Origin of the sequence: Halobacterium sp. BOL4-2 (genome assembly GCF_016917835.2) — an archaeon.
Classification (GTDB): domain Archaea; phylum Halobacteriota; class Halobacteria; order Halobacteriales; family Halobacteriaceae; genus Halobacterium; species Halobacterium salinarum.
This window is the reverse complement of sequence record NZ_CP070332.2, coordinates 1,729,399-1,746,108: the sequence shown is the minus strand read 5'-3', so window position 1 is coordinate 1,746,108 and position 16,710 is coordinate 1,729,399. Positions and strand designations below refer to the sequence as shown.

At 65.6% G+C, this 16,710-nt stretch carries 14 protein-coding genes; 8 read left to right on the top strand and 6 right to left on the bottom strand.

Annotated features, from left to right (window positions below; all coding sequences use genetic code 11):
- Nucleotides 1–4 precede the first annotated feature (4 nt).
- From JRZ79_RS22510 to JRZ79_RS22490, 5 genes are all read right to left on the bottom strand, one after another.
- A complete protein-coding gene (locus JRZ79_RS22510) occupies nt 5–1,966 on the bottom strand; it encodes an ABC transporter substrate-binding protein (protein WP_205251219.1) in 1,962 nt (653 codons plus the stop codon).
- Nucleotides 1,967–2,173: 207 nt separating this feature from the next.
- Nucleotides 2,174–4,528: a DEAD/DEAH box helicase gene (locus JRZ79_RS22505; RefSeq protein WP_205251218.1), complete on the bottom strand. Its 2,355-nt coding sequence runs from the start codon at nt 4,526–4,528 to the stop codon at nt 2,174–2,176.
- Between the two features lie 48 nt (nt 4,529–4,576).
- Nucleotides 4,577–5,134, bottom strand: a complete 558-nt coding sequence (locus tag JRZ79_RS22500) for a dolichol kinase (RefSeq protein WP_012289491.1) — start codon at nt 5,132–5,134, stop codon at nt 4,577–4,579.
- Nucleotides 5,131–6,861 (bottom strand): glycine--tRNA ligase, encoded by a 1,731-nt coding sequence (gene glyS / locus JRZ79_RS22495; RefSeq protein WP_205251217.1) that lies wholly within the window; start codon nt 6,859–6,861, stop codon nt 5,131–5,133. Before glyS ends, JRZ79_RS22500 begins: the two co-directional genes overlap by 4 nt.
- Nucleotides 6,854–7,711, bottom strand: coding sequence for a CBS domain-containing protein (locus JRZ79_RS22490; protein WP_205251216.1), 858 nt, complete (start codon nt 7,709–7,711; stop codon nt 6,854–6,856). Before JRZ79_RS22490 ends, glyS begins: the two co-directional genes overlap by 8 nt.
- Before the next feature lie 304 nt (nt 7,712–8,015).
- On the opposite strand from JRZ79_RS22490, the gene JRZ79_RS22485 reads away from it, so the two are divergent.
- The 7 genes from JRZ79_RS22485 (at nt 8,016) to JRZ79_RS22455 (ending at nt 15,781) form a co-directional block, all read left to right on the top strand.
- Nucleotides 8,016–9,893, top strand: coding sequence for an ABC transporter substrate-binding protein (locus tag JRZ79_RS22485; protein ID WP_345944590.1), 1,878 nt, complete (start codon nt 8,016–8,018; stop codon nt 9,891–9,893).
- 131 nt (nt 9,894–10,024) lie between these two features.
- Complete coding sequence (locus JRZ79_RS22480; protein WP_205251214.1) at nt 10,025–11,116, top strand: ABC transporter permease; 1,092 nt, start codon at nt 10,025–10,027, stop codon at nt 11,114–11,116.
- A gap of 4 nt (nt 11,117–11,120) precedes the next feature.
- The gene (locus JRZ79_RS22475; protein WP_205251213.1) at nt 11,121–12,701 is read left to right on the top strand and encodes an ABC transporter permease; all 1,581 of its coding nucleotides are present in this window, start codon (nt 11,121–11,123) and stop codon (nt 12,699–12,701) included.
- Entirely contained in the window at nt 12,702–13,790 is a 1,089-nt protein-coding gene (locus JRZ79_RS22470) for an ABC transporter ATP-binding protein (RefSeq protein WP_205251212.1), read from the top strand.
- Complete coding sequence (locus JRZ79_RS22465; RefSeq protein WP_010903750.1) at nt 13,787–15,124, top strand: ABC transporter ATP-binding protein; 1,338 nt, start codon at nt 13,787–13,789, stop codon at nt 15,122–15,124. Before JRZ79_RS22470 ends, JRZ79_RS22465 begins: the two co-directional genes overlap by 4 nt.
- 8 nt (nt 15,125–15,132) lie before the next feature.
- Nucleotides 15,133–15,537 carry a hypothetical protein gene (locus tag JRZ79_RS22460; protein WP_136361634.1) on the top strand — a complete coding sequence of 135 codons (405 nt, stop codon included), beginning with the start codon at nt 15,133–15,135 and terminating at the stop codon, nt 15,535–15,537.
- A 55-nt stretch (nt 15,538–15,592) separates the two neighbouring features.
- Nucleotides 15,593–15,781, top strand: coding sequence for a hypothetical protein (locus JRZ79_RS22455; protein WP_227970891.1), 189 nt, complete (start codon nt 15,593–15,595; stop codon nt 15,779–15,781).
- A 14-nt stretch (nt 15,782–15,795) separates the two neighbouring features.
- On the opposite strand, the gene JRZ79_RS22450 is transcribed toward JRZ79_RS22455, so the two are convergent.
- Nucleotides 15,796–16,347, bottom strand: coding sequence for a hypothetical protein (locus JRZ79_RS22450; protein WP_136361633.1), 552 nt, complete (start codon nt 16,345–16,347; stop codon nt 15,796–15,798).
- Nucleotides 16,348–16,489: 142 nt separating this feature from the next.
- On the opposite strand from JRZ79_RS22450, the gene JRZ79_RS22445 reads away from it, so the two are divergent.
- Nucleotides 16,490–16,654: a hypothetical protein gene (locus tag JRZ79_RS22445; protein WP_012289488.1), complete on the top strand. Its 165-nt coding sequence runs from the start codon at nt 16,490–16,492 to the stop codon at nt 16,652–16,654.
- The last annotated feature ends 56 nt before the right edge of the window (nt 16,655–16,710 follow it).

Below are 16,710 nucleotides of genomic sequence, written 5' to 3'. Positions count from 1 at the left end.
TGGCTTAGCGGCCGCTGGCTCCGTCGGAGAAGTACATCTCCGAATACCGCTCTTCGACGTAGTAGTCGTTTGCGGGGCTGTCCGGAATGTTCCCGACGCTGTCGTTGTACGCGTAGAAGTTGTACGGGTTGTACTCGAAGATCACCGGCCGCTCCTCGGAGAGGTACTCCAGCATCTCCGTGATCTTCGCCTTCGCGGCGTCGCGACTCGCAGCCGTCTGGGCCGCATCACGCATTCCGGCGAGGTCTCTGTCCGGCGCATAGCCGTAGGAGTTGAACGACTGTTCGGTGCCGAAGAGGTTCGTGATCGTCTGGGCGGGCGTGTTCGGTCCATAGTCGAAGCCGAGTGTGAGCATGAAGTCCCACGGCTGGGCCGACACCGCTTCGTCCTGTGGGCCGCGGTTGTAGTCGGACGGCTGCCTGTTCTCGTCGCCGTATCCGGGCTCCCCCGAGAAGCCTGGTGCCGTCTCCGTCGTTTTGAAGTAGTTACTCATCAGGTTCGGCCACGACGTCGTTTCCTGGTTCAGCTTGATGCCGACCTTCCCGAGGCGCTTTTTCAGGTAGGCCGCCCGCAGGTCGTCGGTCTGCCCGGACTTGTAGACGATAGTCAACTCGACTTGGTTGCCGTCCGGTCCAACGAAGGTGTCGCCGCTGTACCCGTAGTCGTTCGAGGTGCCCTCCTTGAGGAGGCGGCGCGCTTCGTCCAGCGACCCCGAGAACGTCGTGAGGTTCTCGGTCGCGTACGGCCCCCAGGTCGGATGGAGCGTGTTCTGGACGCCGGCCCGCCCGTTGAGGATGTTCTCGACGATGAACTCGTTGTGATAGATGTGCGCCATCGCGTGCCGGACCTTCTTGTTCCGGAGCTGCGTCCAGCCGTTCGCACGGTGGTTGATCCCCAGATACCCGGACCACGACCGGTACGGGTTCTTATACAGCTCGATACCGCCCTGGTCGCGGAACTCCGGGACGTCCGTGGAGGGGATACTCACTCGGTCTATCTCCCCGCCTTTCAGCGCTTCACGAGCCGTACTCGCTTTGTTGAAGTACTGCACGTGGTACTCATCGAAATACGGCGCGTTCGCCATCACCTCGGGCACGCGATCGTCGCGTTTCGCCCACTTCCGGAGGTAGTAGTCCTCAGCCCGCTCGAAGGCCATGACCGACTGCTGGGACCAGCGCTTGAGATCCCACGGCCCGAGGTTGCCGTTGAACGCAGCCCGCATCACCTCCTCGTCCTGTTCGAGGCCGTCGGCGTCCTCGGCCTCGACGTACGGCTTCGCGAGCGCTTTCGGGATCGGGAACATCCCGCCGAGGGGTTCGTTGTACGCGAAAAACGGTCGCGGCTCCGGGATCGTCTCTCGGATCGTGTACTTGTCGACTTTCTCGAACGTGATCGGGGTGTTGTCAGCCCCGACGTTGAACAGGTGACTGTAGGTGAACGCCGTCCAGTCCGGCCGCCAGAGGTTGTTGACGTTCCAGAGGTAGTCGTCGGCGGTCAACTCCCCGTAGCCGTTGCCGTATTCGAGGTTGTCCCGGAGCGTGATCTCGATCTGGTCGACGGGCTCGGACACCGAGAAGTCCTCGAACCACAGCGGCAGGATGTCCTCGTACGCCTCCCCGGTCCGCGAGAACCCCGCATCCATCACTGCCTCGACGCGAGCGGAGGTCTCTCCGTCACCGATCCGGAACGCGTTCAGGCCGTTCGTCGTCGACGTCGTTGCCACCTTGAACGTCCCTCCCCGCGGGATGTTTTCGGGTTGCAGCGTCTCGGTGTCCGGCGACGACGTCTCCTCGCTGGTCGCGGTCGCCGCCGAGTCGTCGTTGCCGCCGCCCAGACAGCCCGCGACGCCCGCCGCAACCCCGGTCGCGCCGAGCGCTTTCAGCACCCGCCGCCGCGAGTGTGCCTCGCTGGTGGACTGATCCGTGTTTGGTCGTGATGGTCTCGCATGGTTGTCTCTATTTGCCATGGCACACACATACAATACATGTGGTATATATGTTTCCCATGATAGCTCAGTATGCCCACACGACGAGTCGTGAGAAACGGCTGCGCCGATCCAACGACCGGGGTTGATCGCCCAGCACGCCGAACCGCGGCTGAGCGCGCCCCACCGGCGATTCACCGAACACAGCCGCCACACAGACCTCTCAACGAAACGATATTCTGCCCGCGCTCACTCCGGCTGATACTCGGTCCCAACGACCCCGCGTATCCGCTCGGCGGTCACTGCCCCGACGCCATCGGCCGCCGTGAGCTCGTCCTCGCTGGCTGTCATCACCGCCTCCACGCTCCCGAACGTGTCAAGCAGCGAGCGCGCTGTCACCGGCCCCACGTCGGTGATCGACGACACCACGTACTCCTGTTGCTCGCCCTGCGTCTTCGCAGCTTTCTCGCCGTGCGCGCTCACCGCGCGGTCGTTGGTGGTCTGCTCGCGCTCGGCGATGGTCTCGATCATCTCCGTGGTGTCATCCTCGCCGTTCGTGTGCATGACGCTCAGCCCCCAATCAACCGCCAGCGACGCCATCGCCGACCGAACCGCGTTCGGGTGCACGTTCCGCTCGGCGTAGAGGTCGCCGTCGCCCTCGACCACCAGCACGGGCCGCGTGTACTGGCGCGCAAGCTCCTTGGCCTGCTCGAAGATGGAGCGCTCGCTCCCCAGCAGCGTGTCCATGAAATCACTGTGGGACTTGCGCTCGACCGCCACGCGATCCGACACCACGTAATCCCCCACCGCGAGCGTCTCCAGGCGCGTCTCCACGCCGTCGCGCTTCGAGAGCTCGCGCGCGATCGTCGAATCCAGCTCGCGCTGATCCACCACCACCTCGACCGCCTCGCCGGCACCGTCTACACGCGCCGCCACGCCCTCGGTGTCCTCGCCGTCGGACACGTCCTCGGGAGCCGGTGCCGCCGGCTCCTCGCCGGCCGCCTCGGCGTCCCCGAACTCGTCTAAGGCCTGTTGTGCGCCGCCCCCACCGAGCTCGGTCTCCAACTCGTCGGCACGCCCCTTCAGCGACTGCAGTTCCTCGGTCATCTCCTGCTCGCGGCGGCGCGAAATCCAGAAATACGCCTCGTCGCGGGTGTCCTCCGCCAGCAACACCACGACCCGGCCGGCCGTCTGGCGGCCGGTTCGGCCCTTCCGCTGAACCGAGCGGATCGCCGTCGGCACCGGCTCGAAGAACAACACGAGATCGACCTCCGGCACGTCCAACCCCTCCTCGGCGACGCTCGTCGACACCAACACCTCGAAGTCACCGCTCCGGAACTCGGCCAGCGTCTCGCGCTGCTCGGTCTGGGTCATCCCGTCGCTGCCGTCGGCATCCCCCTGCCCGACGAACCGCCGGGTGTCGAAATGCTCGCCGAGAAACGCCGTCAGCGCCTCGGCGGTGTCCCTCGACTCCGTGAACACGATGACCCGGTCCCCGTCCTCGATGCCCAGCGTCTCCGCCAGCAACATCCTGGCCTGCCGGAACTTCGGATGCAGGCCGTCGAACTCCCTGGCGGTCCGCATCGCCCGCTTGACCGCCGGCTCGCTCACCAGCCGCTGGCTGGCCTTCGACGCCCCGGCGGTGTTCGCGGCGTTGCGCTGGCGCTCGAAATACCGCCGCACCGACTCCACGCTCTGGGTCTCGACGAGCTCGACGGCGCGCTTGAGCTTCATCACCTCGGCGTGCACGCTCATCCCCTGGTAGCCGTCGCTGTCGTCGTCGTCGATGAGCTGCTGGAGCCGCCCCCGGATCTCGTTGAGGTCTTTCTGGCTGATGTCCGGACTGGACGCCTTCGTCACGCCGATCTCCCGGAGTTTCGCCAGGCGATCCTCGATCACATCGTTGATCGCGTCCCGGATCTCCAGGATCTCCTCGGGGAGCGTGACGCGCTCCCACTGCACGTCGGTGTCGTGGGTGTGCTCGCCGACATCGGCGTCGTCCTCGGTCATCACCTCCACGTTCCCCACGCCGAGGTTCTCACACACCGTCCGGATCTCCGCCTCGGTGCCGCCCGGCGACGCGGACATCGCGGTCACCAGCGGAGCGGCCGCATCGGCGTGATACCGCTCGGCAACGTACGTGTACGCGTAATCACCGGTCGCCCGGTGGCACTCGTCGAACGTGCAATGCACCACGTCGTCCATGTCGATGCGGCCGCCCACGAGGTCGTTCTCGACGACCTGCGGGGTGGCGACCACGACCCTGGCGTCGGTCCACGCCGCACGCCGGTCGTCCGGTCGCGTCTCCCCCGTGAACACCACCACGTCGTCGTCGGGAACCGCCAGCGCCTCCCGGTAGAAGCCGGCGTGCTGTTCGACCAGCGGCTTCGTCGGTGCCAACAGCAGTGCCGTCCCGCCCGCGTCGTCGGCCAACCGATACGCCGTCACCAGCAGGCTCACCGTCGTCTTCCCCAGCCCCGTCGGCAGACACACCAGCGTGTGCCCCTGTCGGGCCGCCGCCGCCAACTGGAGTTGGTACTGGCGCGCCTCGATCACACCATCAGCAAGCATCGGATGGTCGACGTACCCCATCTCCTCCGACATTCGCCCACGAGTACGTCGGTCGCTCGGTTAAGCGTTCGCGTCCCGCGCTCAGACAGCCGCCACCAGCCACATCGCGGCCGCCGACCCCAGCGGGATCGAGGCGTTGTCGTCGATGACGTACCCGCGAACGACCGGTGTCGTGCCGTCGGCCAGCGTCGCGGTCACCGCACCCGCCACCCCAGCAGACAGCGGCACCGCAAGCAGGCTCGCGATCCCCAGACACACCCCGAACGTCGCCAACAACACCCACCCCTGCTTGAGCCCCGTGCCGCTCCCCGACAACAACCCACTGACCGGATCGCCGATCGACAACATCAACACCGCCGGCACCGCCACGCTCGCGGGAAACACCACCACCGTCGCCGCCCCCGCGAGCATGTACAGCGCGTACCCCGCGGGGTTGTCCTGCTCGTACTCTCGCGTGAGCGCGTCGTACACCCGCCAGCTCACGCGCCCGGACAGCCGCAGCAGCTCCAACACGACCGCAATGGCTGCGCCCACCACGAACAACCCCTGTACGACCCGCCACGACACGACGCCACCGAGAAACCCCGCCGGAATGACCGCGCCACTGGCGTGCACGAGCCGCCGGCGGAGTTCGCTCACAGCGCTTCGAAACGCAACTCGCCGTCTCGAAGCCCGACCAGCGTCTCCGCCACCTCCGCGATCGGCACGCGAACCTGTGTTGTGGTGTCCCGATCCCGCAGCGTCACCGCGCCCTCTTCGAGGGCTTCGTAATCAACCGTGACGCAGTACGGGGTGCCGACCTCGTCCTGGCGGCGGTACCGCCGCCCGATGTTCCCCGAGTCGTCGTAGGTCACCGCCAGCCCGGCCGCCCGCAGCTCCGCCGCGATCTCCCGGGCGCGCTCGCCCAGGCCGTCCTTGTCCATCAGCGGGAACACCCCCACCGTCGTCGGCGCGACCTCGGCGGGCAGCCGCAACACGTCCCGTGGTTCGCCGTCGACCTCGTCGGCCTCATAGGAGTGCGCCAGCGCCGTGTACACCGCCCGCCCGATCCCGAACGCCGGCTCCACCACGTGGGGGATGATGTGGCGGCCCGACTCGGTCTCCTCGGCGACCTCGAAGCCGGTCCGCTCGGTGGGCACGGTGTACGCCTCGCCGTCGACGTCCACCGTGACCTCGTCGCCGTCGAAGGCCGCCCGGTCACGGGCCGCCAGCGCCGCCAGCGCGTCGGCCACGTCGCCCGCAGCCCCGCCGAACTCCGGCCCCAAATACGACATCTCGGGGTCGACGCTCGCGCGTTCGACGGTCTTGGGCTCGTCGTACGCCTGGAACACGGTGAAGCTGTCGTCGGCGTGCTCGTCGTGCTTCGAGAGGTCGTAGTCGGTCCGTGACGCCACGCCCTCCAACTCCACCCAGTCGCCGTCGACCTCACCCTCGGCGTCCCAGCAGTCCGACGCGTAATGCGCCAGCTCGCCGGGGAGGTGTTGACGGAACCGGAACCGGTCCATGTCCACGCCGACGCGCTCGAACCACTGCTTGGAGCGCGCGAGGAAATACGCCACCCACTCGCCGCCCACCACGCCCTCGGCGAGGGCCTCCTGGGGCGTCAGCCGCAGGTACTCCTCGCCGGCTGCCTGCTGTGCGTCGACCGGGTACAGCGGCAACTCCACGTCGGCAACCCGGTCGAGGGCGGGGCCGTCGTCGGCGGGGTCCACGAAGAACTCCAGCTCCGCCATGGTGAACTCCCGGGTCCGCAACAGGGCGTTGCGCGGGCTGATCTCGTTGCGATACCCCGTGCCGACCTGGGCGACGCCGAACGGCAACTGGTTGCGGGCGTACTCCTTGAGCCGCGGGAACTCCGTGAACATCCCCTGGGCGGTCTCCGGGCGCAGATACCCCGGGTCGCCGTCGCCGGGACCGATGGTCGTGTCGAACATCAGATTGAAGCCGGTCACCGACTGGCCGGCCAGCGGGCCGCCACACGCCGGACACACCAACTCGTGGTCGGCGATGAGCGCCTCGACCTCGTCGGTCGGCATGGATTCGGCGTCCTCGACGTCGGTGTTGTCCTCGATGACGTGGTCGGCGCGGTGGCTCTCCCCGCAGTCCGGACACTCCACAAGCATGTCGTCGAAGTCGTCGAGATGGCCGGACGCCTGGAACACCGGCTCCGGCGTCACCGTCGGCGAATCGATCTCCATGTTCCCCTCGCGGGTGACAAAGCGGTCGCGCCACGCGTCCTCGATGTTGCGCTTCAGCGCCGCGCCCTCCGGGCCGTACGTGTAAAACCCCGCCGCGCCCCCGTACGCCTCGCTCGCCTGGAAGAAGAACCCGCGCCGTCGCGCGAGCTCGCTCACCGTCTCACTCATCGGTGAGCGCAGCCAGCAGGTCAACGTCGCGTACGATACCGGTGAGCTCGTCGCCCGACATCAGTGGGAGCTGCTCGATGTCCGTGTCGAGCATGGTCTGGGCGGCGTCCCTGGAGGTCCGCTTGCCGGTCACGGTCACGACGTCGCTGGTCATGAACTCCCGCACCGGTTCGGCCGGGATCTGGACGTTCCGCGTCGGCAGATACCGGCTGCCGACGGCCTTGATCGACTCCCACTTCCAGTCGTCGTCGTCGGCGGCCATCGAATCACCGGTCTTGTCCTCGCCCTCGACGACGCGCGCCACGTCGATGATGTCGACCTCGGTCACCATCCCCGCCATGTCGCCGGTCTCCCCGAGCACCACCGAGTACGGCACGTTGGCGTACGAGATGCTGCGCTCGGCGACCGTCAGCGGCGCGCCCTCGTAGGTCGTGTTGATGTCGCGGCGCGCGAGCCCCCCGACGTCGGTGTCGCCGTCGGCCTGCCCGTCGGCGATCGCACGCACCACGTCGGTCACCGTGACGATGCCCTCCAGGCGCTCGTCCTCGACGACCGGCACGCGTCGCGTCCCGGAGTCCACCATCAGCGACGCCACCTCCGGGACCGTCGTGTCCTGGGTGGTCGTCGGTACGTCCCGCATCAGCAACGCCAACTGGTCCTCCTCGGGGCGCTCGATCAGGTCGTCCCGGGAGATAAGTCCGCGATACCGCTCGCCGTCCTCGCTTGCCTTCACCACGGGCACCGCGGAGAACGCCCGCTCCTGTAGGTATTCGAGGATGTCGTCCCGCGTCCCGGGCAGCTCGACCGTCACCACGTCGTCCCGGGGTGTCATCGCGTCAGCGACGTTCATGTGGGCGTCGTACTTGCCCCACCCATTTGTAGGCTACGACAGCTTGCGTCACCGACTCACGGGTCTACGCTGACGATCCACGGAGCCACCGCAGGCCGACCGCGGCGACCGCCACGTCGACGCACGGCGCGCACGCACAACACGAGACAGCGCGTAAACTAATCACGAAGCTGTCGTGTCGGCCGCTGGTATCGCCACTCTCGGTATGCGTACGCGTGCACGCAGTTTCCACGCGCCGGTCGCGTTACACCGACCACGATCGCGCGGACTTGACGAAGAGCTTAAGTACATGCTATTGTCACCTATGACCATGACAGGTGACGGCATGTCCAACACGAGTCGTCGTCGGTTCCTGAAAGCCACGGGCGCGGCAGCCCTCACTGCCACCGTCGCTGGCTGCAGCGACAGCACCAGCGACGCCGATGGCAGCGGCGGCAGCGAGCCGACTGACACGCCAACGACCACCGGCGAAAGCACCGACTACCAGCCCGACTTCGACAAATACCCCTACGGGATCGACGAGACGAAAGTCGCGGAAGCGCGCAAGGTCATGGAGGAGGCCGGCTACGGCCCCGACAACAAGTACGAGCTCAACTGGCTCCAGTACCAGAGCCCGACGTGGAAGGAGATGGCGAACACCATCCGCGCCCGGCTCGAACAGGCCCACATCGAAATGACGATCAACGACGCCAACTTCTCGTCGCTGCTTGAAACCACCAAGCAGGGCGAGCACGAGGCGTTCACCCTCGGATGGGTTGCCGACTACCCGCGGCCGCGGAACTTCATGCAGCTCGTTCAGCCGGACAACACGGTCTACGGCGGCGAAACCGCGGCCAACGGCGCACGCCTCTACTGGAAGGAGGACGCCAACTCCGATCCCGGCGTTCGGGAGTTCATGACCGAACAGTACGAGCGGCTCGTCAGCAACCCCGGCCAATCAGAGGACGCGATCCAAACTCGGAAGGACGCCGCAACCAACATGGAAGAAGGGATCTGGGAGTCGGCTGCGCTCATTCCGGTGTACCACAACCTCGCCCAATCCTTCTGGTACGACCGGCTCGACTACAACCCACCCGGCGCGATGGACTCCTCGAAACAGAAGACGAACAATGCTGTCGCCGGCATCGACGGGAAAGACCGGTTGAGCGGCATTTCGTCCACGTTCAACTCTCTGGACCCGGTCGCCTCGGGCAACACCGCAAGCGGGGCCAAGGTGATGGACCTGTTCGACGCGCCGACCAACTACAAGAACGGTCGGACGGAGATCTCGAACCTCCTCATCACCGACTACGAGACCAACGACGACCTCTCCGAGTACACGCTCACGCTCAAGGAGGGCGTGCAGTTCCACGGCGACTACGGCGAGATGACCGCCGCCGACGTCGTGTACTCGATCCGTCGGCTGGCGGAGTCGACGAACTCCACCAACCAGTCGTTCGCCATCTCCACGCTGGCCATCGAACACGAGGTCGACGAGAACGGCGCAGTCAAACGCGCCACCGGCGTCGAAGCTGTCGACGACTACACGGTTCGTCTCACACTCGAATCGCCGTTCCCGTACGCCCTTGACGTGCTAACGTACGGTGCGTTCTCCGTGGTTCCGGAGGGGATCGTCGGTGACATCGAGGGCTACGAGGGCGACATGCCGTACCCGGAGTTCTCCGCGTCGAACCCGGTCGGCACCGGTCCGTTCACGTTCGTGGAGTGGGACTCCGGCAACGGCGGGTCGTACTCCGCGGATGCCTTCGAGGACTACCACGACGGCGCGCCGGCGATCGACGGCATCGACGACGCCATCATCTCGGACGACACGGCACGATACAACTACTTCCTGAACGAGAACGCCGACTCCACCGGCATCCCGACCTCGAAATACGATCCATCACTGCACTCCAGCGGTGAGACGCTCCCCGGTGGCCGCAAGCTCGGCACCTACGGCCCCATGGAGAACGACAAGACGGTGAACTCCTCGTCGGTTTCGACGATCGACACGTACTACGTCGGCTTCAACATGACCAAGGTCCCGAAGCCGGTGCGCAAGGCGATGGCGTACGTGATCAACCGCGAGCAGTTCGTCTCGGACGTGTTCAAGGGCCGTGGCGTCGGTGCCTTCCACCTGCAGCCGCCACAGCTGTTCAGTGACGGCCAGGAGGGGTACAACAACCATTACCAGGGCGAGTAACCGGCTGAGTCAGTAAATCGAACCTTTTTTTATTACCTAATTCAACCCTTGAGTCACATCCGCACGCTTGCGACACCCTAGCGGATATCAACTATGTACGCCGCCGAAACAACAGTCCGTGGTGATACACAATGAACCGACCACTATACATCGCGAAGCGGTTACTTCTCGGTGTCCCGGTCCTCCTGTTCGGTCTCACACTCACCTTCCTGATCCTGTACCTGGGGCCGATCGATCCCGTCCTCGCCATCCTCGGGAAGGACGCAACCCCAACCGCCGCCCGCAACCTGGAGATCTCCCTGGGGATCCGATACCCCAACGGCAGCCTCGTTCCACTGTGGGTGCAGTACAAGAACTTCCTCGTCAACATGGTGACGTTCGACTTCGGGACGTCCTGGGCGATCGCCCGAAACCAGCCCGTGGCCGCCATGATCGTCAGCCGCCTGCCCGCAACCATCTGGCTCGGCTTCTGGTCGGTGCTGGTTGCGCTTTTCGTCGGCATTCCGGTCGGCCTGTACGCGGGCCTCAACTCCAACTCGTGGAGCGATTACGCGGCCTCCTTCGGGGGAATCGTTTGGCGTGCGATGCCGAACTTCTGGCTGGCAGTGATGCTGTCCGGGCTGATCACCGCCGGCGGTGTGCTTTCCGGATACCGTGATCTCATCATCGAAACCGACGTTGTCGGCACCTCGAACGCGCTCCAACACCTGTTCTCGGGGATCGACCCGTTCGTCGGCGTGCCCGTCTTGGAGTTCTTCTGGATCCCCGTTCCGAACCTCGGCCCGATGGCCGAAGCGTTCAAGTGGATCCTGCCGGCGGCGCTCGTTCTCGGGTCCTCATCGATGGGTAACGAAGTCCGCATCGGCCGGACTGCCGTCCTCGAAAGCCTCCGGTCCGAATACGTCGACACCGCGAAAGCCAAAGGCGTCTCCCCGCGACGCATCATCGTGAAACACATCGGCCGAAACGCGGTCATTCCGCTGCTCCCGGTCATCATGGGCGAGTTCTACTTGCTCATCGGCGGCTCCGTTCTCGTCGAGAAGGTCTTCAGCATCAACGGGATCGGGAACCTCTTCATCCGCGCCGCGTTCAACTCCGACATCCCGGTGATGATGTCGCTGGTGTTCATCTTCATCCTCATGCAGATCCTGTTCAACCTCCTCCAGGACGTGCTGTACACGTACATCGATCCGCGAATCACGCTGTCAGACACGACCGAGTAACACAATGGCCGCAAACACCACTCACGCAGACGACACACGAGACACCACACGCCGCAGCACCGACGGTCTCTGGACCCGCATCCGCACCAACCCCCAGCCGGCCCTCCGATGGGGTGTCGTCGCTGCAGTGCTGGTCGTACTGGAGCTGGGTGCTCTTACGGGCGGAATCCTCACGCTCGTTGACGCCCTCGTCATGGGTGTCACTGGTCTCATCGATGTCATCGTCGGACTGGTTTCACCGGCGTTGGCCGGCCGAGTCGTTGACGTCCAACTGGCGCTCAGCACGTTCATCGAGGGCGTTCGGTCGACGGCACAGAGCCTCCCGACGCTTCTCAGCCGCGATGTCATTCCCAACCAGGGGTACAACGACCCCTCGACCGTGCGGTCGTTCCTGGGATTGTCGTACAACGCCTGGACCGGGCCGTTTTTGGGACTGTCGCCCGCCGCCGCGTGGGCGATCCGGATGGCGTTGACACTCGCGTACTCGCTGTTCACCTTCTACTGGCTGTACCGCGGCTGGCTCACGTTCCGCACCCACTACCGCAGAGCCGGCTGGACGCCCCGCGACGACATGGTCAATCGGCTCCGCAACCACTCCTGGGGGAAGTTCGGGATCGTCGTCCTGGTGTTGTTCCTCACGATGTCGCTGTTCGGAACGACGCTTGCGCCCTCGACGGTTCAGCAGAACATCACCGCCTCGTACGGCAACGAGGTCCAGTACGTCTCGGCCGACACCGGCGCCGTGGAGACGATCCCCGCCGGGGAAGCGAACTTCAACTCGAAATCGAAGGGCAACCCCGCACAGAACGTGGGTGTCATGACGTACGACGACTACGGGCGGTTCCATCCGTTCGGCACGCTCCCCAACGGCCGTGACCTGTTCACGTATATGATGGGTGGTGCCGAAACCACGCTGATGGTGACGGGTATCGCCATCGGGATGGCGGGGTTCATCGCCGCGCTGCTGGCGTTGGTGTCGTCGTACTACGGGGGGACGGTGGACCTCTCCGTGCTGACGCTCGCCGACGGGATCGTCTCGATCCCCCAGCTGTTGTTGTTGATCATGGTCAGTGTCGTGTTCCAGGACCACTGGCTCAAGTCCGTGTTCAACGGCGGGCTGCTGTTAGCGCTGGTGTTCGGGCTGACGACGTGGCCGGTCCTGTGGCGTTCGCTCCGTGGCCCGGCGTTGCAGGTCGCCGAAGAAGAGTGGGTTGACGCCGCGAAGAGCTTCGGCCAGCAACCCACGGTCACGATGCGAAAACACATGCTGCCGTACGTGCTGGGGTATCTGTTGATCTACGCGTCCATGACCGTGGGCGGCATCGTCATCGCGATGGCGTCCCTGTCGTTCCTCGGCAACGGACTCGGGATCACGCCGCCGACGCCCGCGTGGGGCCGCGCCATCTCCCAGGGGCAGCCCTACGTGTCGTCGGCGTCGTGGCACATCGCCCTCATTCCCGGCCTGATCATCGTCGTCTTGGTCACCGGAGCGAACGCGCTCGGGGACGGCATCCGTGACGCGATCGACCCCGAGAGCGAAGGCGGCTCCGAGGAAGAAGCTGCGGCCACCGGAGGTGGTGCATAGATGCAATCCACGACACCGACAGCCGACGACGACTCGCGGGACGAATCGATCCTGTCCATCCGGAACCTACAGACGGTCTTCCGGACGGACCACGAACACATCCGCGCCGTTGACGGGATCTCGCTGTCGATTTCGCCCGGCGAAACGCTCGGGATCGTCGGCGAATCCGGCTCCGGGAAAAGCGTCACTGCGCGGTCGATCATGGGGCTGGTCGACGCGCCGGGCGAAGTCCTCCCGGAGTCCTCGATCGTCTTCGACGGCACCGAGCTCACGGAGCTCAGCGCCGACCAGTACCAGGAGGTCCGCGGGAGCGGCGTCGGCATGATCTTCCAGGACCCGCTGAAATCCCTGAACCCCGTCTACACGGTGGGCAACCAGATCCGGGAGGCCCTCCGGATCAACCGCGGGATCACCGGCCAGGAGGCCACTGACGTCGCCATCGACCTGCTCGAAGACGTCGCGATCCCCGACCCCGAGCGGCGACTCGACGAGTACCCCAACGAGTTCTCCGGGGGGATGCGACAGCGCGCAGTGATCGCGATGATGCTCGCGTGCGACCCCGACGTGCTCATCTGCGACGAACCCACGACCGCCCTCGACGTGACGATTCAGGCCCAGATCGTCGAACTCCTCCAGGACATCCAGGCCGAGCGTGACCTGGCGATCCTCTTTATCACCCACGACATGGGCGTCATCGCGGAGATCAGCGACCGCGTCAACGTGATGTACGCCGGCGAGTTCGTCGAGAAGGCACCGGTCGAAGAGCTGTTCGCAAACCCCAAACATCCGTACACGCAGGGCCTGTTGGACGCCATCCCGGGAACGAGCGTCGACGACGAGCGGCTCAACACCATCGAGGGCGACGTGCCAACGCCCAACCAGCCCGCGACCGACTGCCGGTTCGCCCCCCGGTGTCCCAAGGCGTTCGAGGACTGCACCGAGGTTCATCCGACACACGTCTCGGTGTCCGACACCCACGACCACTCGACGGCGTGCCTGCTGTACCCCGAGGGGAAATCGCGCACCGAGCGCGTCGAACACCACCGCTCGCAGGCCCCCGCCGACACGCAAGGAGGTGCCCAGGAATGAGCCAGCAATCGATCCAGTCGACCGCGGACGCCGACCAGCACAGCCAGCCACTCGTGGAGGTCACCGACCTCAAAAAACACTACGGCGACGGCGGCCGGTTCAGCGGCCCGCCGGTCAAGGCCGTCGACGGCGTGAACTTCGAGATCCAGGAGGGCGAAACCCTCGGGCTGGTGGGTGAGTCCGGCTCCGGGAAGACGACCCTGGGGCGCACGCTCATCCAGCTCGAAACCGCGACCGAGGGCACCGTCTCCTTCGACGGCCGGGACATCACGAAGCTCACCGGCAGCGATCTCAAGCAGTGGCGCAAGAACGCCCAGATCGTCTTCCAGGACCCGGATTCAAGCCTCAACGACCGCATGACCATCGGTGAGATCGTGCGCGAGCCCCTGGACGCCCACGACTGGAACTCACCCGCCGAGCGCCGGGACCGCGTCAAGGAGCTGTTGTCCTCGGTCGGCCTCCAGGCCGACCACTACTACCGGTATCCCCACCAGTTCTCCGGCGGGCAACGCCAGCGCATCGGCATCGCACGCGCACTCGCCTTGGAGCCGGAGTTCATGGTCCTCGACGAACCGGTGAGCGCGCTCGACGCCTCCGTGCAGGCGAAGATCCTCAACCTCCTGGAGGACCTCCAAGACGAGTTCGGGCTCACGTACCTGTTCATCGCCCACGACCTCTCGGTCGTGCGTCATATCTGCGACCGCGTCGCAGTCATGTACCTCGGCAAGATCATGGAGATCGGCGAGACGGAGGAGCTGTACGCCGACGCGAAAAACCCCTACACGCGGTCGTTGTTGTCCGCGATCCCACGGCCCGACCCCACCATCGACCGGAACCGAATCACGCTTCCCGGTGCCCCGCCCAGTCCCCGCAACCCGCCGGCGGGGTGTCAGTTCAGCACCCGGTGCCCGGCGAAGATCCGGCCCGAGGCGTACGCCGACATCGACGACGACACGTGGAGTCGCATCGAGCAGTTCCGCGAGGTCGTGCGTGAGCGCACCCGCGACCAGATGGGGGTTCGTGACCGCGTGAAACGCCGCTTGGGCACGTTCTCGAAGTACGACGACATCGAGGAGGCCGCCGACGACCTGTTCGCGGACGTCGACCTCCCAGCGGGAATCACTGACACCGTTGACACCGCCATCGAAGCAGTCAAAGACGGCCGTCCAACCGAGGCACACGACGCCCTCACACGGGAGTTCGGCGGCGTCTGTGACACCGAGCGCCCCGACATGCACCAGGTCAGTGACGCCGGCCGGCTGAGCTACTGCCACCGCCACGATTCGGAGTACGACTCGGTCGCCGACACGCTCGCCGACCGGTCCCACGAGTAACCACTGTCATGCACGAGCGCGCGCTTCGACTGATCGACCTGGTTTATTCGGCAGGGCTCGTGTCGGGTGCGCTCGTCGCCACCACGCTCGCCGCCACCACTCTGCTGGGGGCGTCGCTCGTGACGGCGAAGTTCGCGCTCTTCGTGGTCGGCGTCCTGCTTTCGGGTCTCGGTTTCATGGCTGTGCGGCCCGCGCCCGCAGCCCCCCACAAGGACGAGCTCGTGTCGGTGAGTTCGCAGTCCCAGACCAGCGTCGAGCGCTGGATCCAGACCATTCCCCCGCTGGACAGCCAGCCGCTGCGACATCCCGACCGCATCAGCCGCAACTGGAAGCTGCTCGTGACCGGCCTGGTCGTGCTCGCGGTGTCGGCGTTCATGGAGTTCGTGTTGGGAATCTCCGTTGCGAGCCCGTGACGGCGCTCATCCCGGATTTCGCATGGTTTATGTGGTCGGTGTTGATTGTACACATATGACCACGAATACGGCGTCCGCACCGCGGTTCGTCATCAGCTGGGTTCTGCGGAAGTTCGTCGGCGTGTTCGTCGCGTACGTTTCCGTGGCGAGCCTGACGCGCGCGATCTCCGGCGGTAGCACCATCGGCATGGTGTTCTACGCGCTGCTGGTGGCGGTCGGCGTCTACCTGTTCGTCAACATGTAGGCACGGCAGTGGCCTCAGGGCTGGCGGTCGTACGCGTAGTACGCCGCCGGCTCCGGGAAGAACGCCGACACGTCGTCGTGTGTGAACGCACCGTACTCGGTGTGATCGATCGCTTTTACGCGCGTGTGCATCTCCTCACGGTCGGTCGCCGCCCGCACCAGATCGGTGGCGTCCCGCATCCGGAACGTCCCCGCGAGAAACACCACGACCTCGGCGTCCATGTCGAGCTGCTCGACGACGACGTAGACGTGGCCCTCCTGTGTCCGCTGGTAGACGGCCGTCTCGGTGAACTCGGCGCTGTCGTAGTGGGATTCGAACGTCTCGCCGTCGGCCTTCGAGACGATGAACGTCAACCCGAACTCGTCGTCGGCCCCCTCCGCCGGTGGGACCGGCGCCGTACTCCCCGCGGTGATGGTGCAGGTCGTGAACCCGTTTTCCTCGCGGTCGGCGGCCATCGCCTCGATGTCCTGCAGCGTTCGCTCCCAGTTGGTCTTCACCGACTCGCTCGTCTCGGAGAGATGGGCTCCGTTCGCGGCTGGCCCGTCACCGCGGGATTGCTGGTCCATACTGGGTGCCAGACCGCCCACAGTGAAAGCTTTTCCCACGGCACTCGACGACAGTCCGCGTTCGCCGGCGACGTGGCACCGAATCAACCCGCCGACAGCTTCGACGCTGTTAAGTACTTCCTGTGGTGTTGTAACATACGTCATGTCGACTGACGCCACGCCCGCGGCGCACGCAGGGACCGACGTGATGGCTTCGCTGGACGACGACGGCCCACGCGCCCGACTCGTCATCGCCGACATCTCCACGGACGACGCGTGGATGTCGGTAACCGAGGCCCACGCCACCCCGCTTCCGGCGTGGCGGTAACGGCGTTCCCGACACCGCAACGCCAGGACTTTTGCGCACCCGCATCCTTGAGACGA